Genomic DNA, 2519 nt, shown 5'->3' with positions numbered 1-2519 from the left:
CCCACAGTTTCACGGTGATCGACGACGGCGTCCAGACGGTCTGGATCGCGACGCCGGTGTCCGAGTCGTTCGCACCAGGTACGCAACGTATCTCGACTCATTGGCCGAACGAGTATCGAAGGTTAGCGTTGATCAAGGTGTTCAGGCGGTAGCGAAGGTGACCGATCGCGGAGTCGTCGAGGTTCGGAGTGTCGATGTAGAGGGTCCAGCGGAGGTCTGTGCCGCCTCGGCCGTCCGTGGGGAGGTCGAAACGGATACGGGCCGTGGGGTGTTTCGGCCACAGTGAGCTCCAGATGACGAGGTCGGGATCGTTGTGCTCGAGGATGGTCGGGCGTTGCTCGTCGGGGAGCAGGATCAGCCAGGGGCGGGTCGGGTCGCGGTCCGGGTTTGTCAGCGCGGCGTAGACGGCGTGGGGCGGGGCGGGTTGGTTGCGCTTTCGGCTGCCTATGGGGTGCATGGCGCGGATGGTAGTGGGGAACCGCGGTCGGGCGTGGTGACCGCGGTTCGGCGGTGGGTCAGGTCGACAGGGCGTTGGCGATGTCGCTGTGTCCGCAGCGGGCTGCTTGGGGTGCGAGGAGAGTGCGGAGTCGGGGAGGGAGGTCGGAGTTGATGGCCGCCACGGACTTCCACATTTCTGGGTCGGTGGTCGTGAACGAAGTGACCAGGGACTCGAGGTCGTCGAAGTCGGCGAGTAGGGTGAGTGAGCGGGTTCGGGCGGCGGGGGCCTGGCGGAGGACGATGCGGATCAGGGTGTTGGTGGCGCCGGCGGCGGGGGTCGCGGTGAGGGCGGCATGGAAGTCGGGGGTGGTAAGGGTGGCGATGGTGGTGGCGAGGTGGTCGTGGGTGTGGGGCGGGAGGGCGTCGACGAGGGGGAGGGCCGCGGACCAGAGGTTGTGGGCGGCGGCCGTGGTGACGGCGGCCGACAAGGTGTCCGGGCGGTGCATGACGGGGAGGGCGGCGAAGCGGCGGCGGTCGGGTTCGTCGAAGGCCAGTGCTACGGGGATGAGGATGTCCCAGTGGTCGCCGGTGTGGGCCTGCTCGATGAGCGCGGTGAGTGCGTCGTCGGGTTCCGCGGAGATTCGGGCGGCGACGGTGTGGAGCTGGGCTGGTGACAAGTGTTGGGCGAGGGGGAGCAGGTCGAGCCAGAGATCGTGGGTGAGCGCGAGGTCGACGACGCCGGTGAGGACGGCCGGGTCCTGCATGAGTGGGCGTTCGACGAGACGTTGCAGGGCGGTGGATTCCATGCCCGCGGCTACCGGGAGGAGGGTGTCCCAGGCGTCGAGCTCGGTGACGGCGGTGAGTAGGGCGTCGAGGATTTCGGGGGCTTGATCGGCGACGACATTGCCCAGGTGGGAGCGTTCGGTGGGGCCCAGGAGGTCGAGGAGGGCGATGGCTTCGGGCCACTGGTTTTCGGCGGCGGTGGCGCGGATCATGCCGGGGATGCGGTCGGTGACGATGGTGAGGAGGCGGTCGGCGGCGTCGGTGTTCTCGAGGTAGTAGCCGACGTGGAGGAGGTCGATGTCGGCGGCGTGGGGGAGGGCGGCGCGCAGGACCTGGTCGGGGACGGCGCCGGCCAGGCGGCCCATGGTGAGGTAGTCGCCGCGGGCGATGAGTTCGCGGGCGGTGGCGGCGGCCATGCGGTCGGGGACTTCGGCGATGAGGGCGGTGGCGCGGCGGGGGTCGAGGGTGACGGTGGCGTCGGCGAGGAAGGTGGGGGAGAGGGCGCCGGCGATGGCTACGGCGCGGGCGGGGTCTACCGAGCCGGCGATCGCGGCGGCCAGGACGGGGCCGAAGGCGGCTTCGGTGATCTTGGCGGCGATGGGCGCGGGGATGAGTTTGGCGGCGGCGCCGATGCGTTGCATGCGGCGGGACTCGCGGTCGGCGATGGTGGTGGTGATCTGGTCGCGGAACCGGCGCAGTGCCTCGGGTGGGAGGTCGGCCAGGAAGTCGAGGTCGGTGGAGTCGCGGCGGTCGAGGACGCGGGCGAGCTTGGCGATCTCGGCGGTGCTGTGGTGGGTGGTGGTCACAGGCCGAGCACCTTCTTCACCGCGGGGCGGGCGAGGCGGGGGATCAGGCGCATGCCGGAGTTGACGGCGTCGTCGAGGGCGGCGCGGCGGGTGTCGAACGCGGCGCGGACGTAGGTGTCGAGGACCGTCAGCTGCTCGGGGGTGAGGTTCGCGAATTCCGGGGGTGGTGGGGCGCCGAGTGTCGCGGTGAGTTGAGCCAGGGCATCCGGCACGGACCTTCTCCTTCGCTGCGGTGTTCGGCAGAACGTACTGCCGGTACGAATTCCGATACTGCCGGTCCGGAAGGGGAATGTAAAGCGGGCTGGCTGGGTGGTGTCGCTGGTCATACCTGGCGAACGGGGTGCTTACCGGAGCGAGTCGAGGTGATGCTGCCAGGTCGTACTTGCGGTACGTGTACGGTGTGACGGGTGACCAGACCGAGCCGCCGACCGCCGCCGGTGAGCCGGGATGTCATCGTCGATGCCGCGATCCGCGTGCTCGATCGGGACGGGC

3 protein-coding genes are annotated in these 2519 nt (G+C 69.7%); all 3 read right to left on the bottom strand.

Annotated elements, in window-relative coordinates:
* Positions 1 to 97: 97 nt before the first annotated feature.
* From ACWDNU_RS45090 to ACWDNU_RS45080, 3 genes are read right to left on the bottom strand one after another with little or no spacing between them, the layout of a single operon-like run.
* Positions 98 to 457, bottom strand: a complete 360-nt coding sequence (locus tag ACWDNU_RS45090; RefSeq protein WP_355279841.1) for a hypothetical protein — start codon at positions 455 to 457, stop codon at positions 98 to 100.
* Between the two features lie 58 nt (positions 458 to 515).
* The gene (locus ACWDNU_RS45085; RefSeq protein WP_355279844.1) at positions 516 to 2027 is read right to left on the bottom strand and encodes a hypothetical protein; all 1512 of its coding nucleotides are present in this window, start codon (positions 2025 to 2027) and stop codon (positions 516 to 518) included.
* Positions 2024 to 2239 carry a hypothetical protein gene (locus ACWDNU_RS45080; protein WP_355279847.1) on the bottom strand — a complete coding sequence of 72 codons (216 nt, stop codon included), beginning with the start codon at positions 2237 to 2239 and terminating at the stop codon, positions 2024 to 2026. Before ACWDNU_RS45080 ends, ACWDNU_RS45085 begins: the two co-directional genes overlap by 4 nt.
* Positions 2240 to 2519: the final 280 nt, after the last annotated feature.

The organism is Amycolatopsis sp. NPDC003676 (assembly GCF_053587275.1).
The sequence above is the reverse complement of the archived record's forward strand: the minus strand, read 5'-3'. Positions and strand labels throughout refer to the sequence as shown.

Coding starts and splice junctions, on each gene's coding strand:
- ACWDNU_RS45090 (WP_355279841.1), bottom strand. CDS start 457: ATGCACCCCATAGGCAGCCGAAAGCGCAACCAACCCGCCCCGCCCCAC.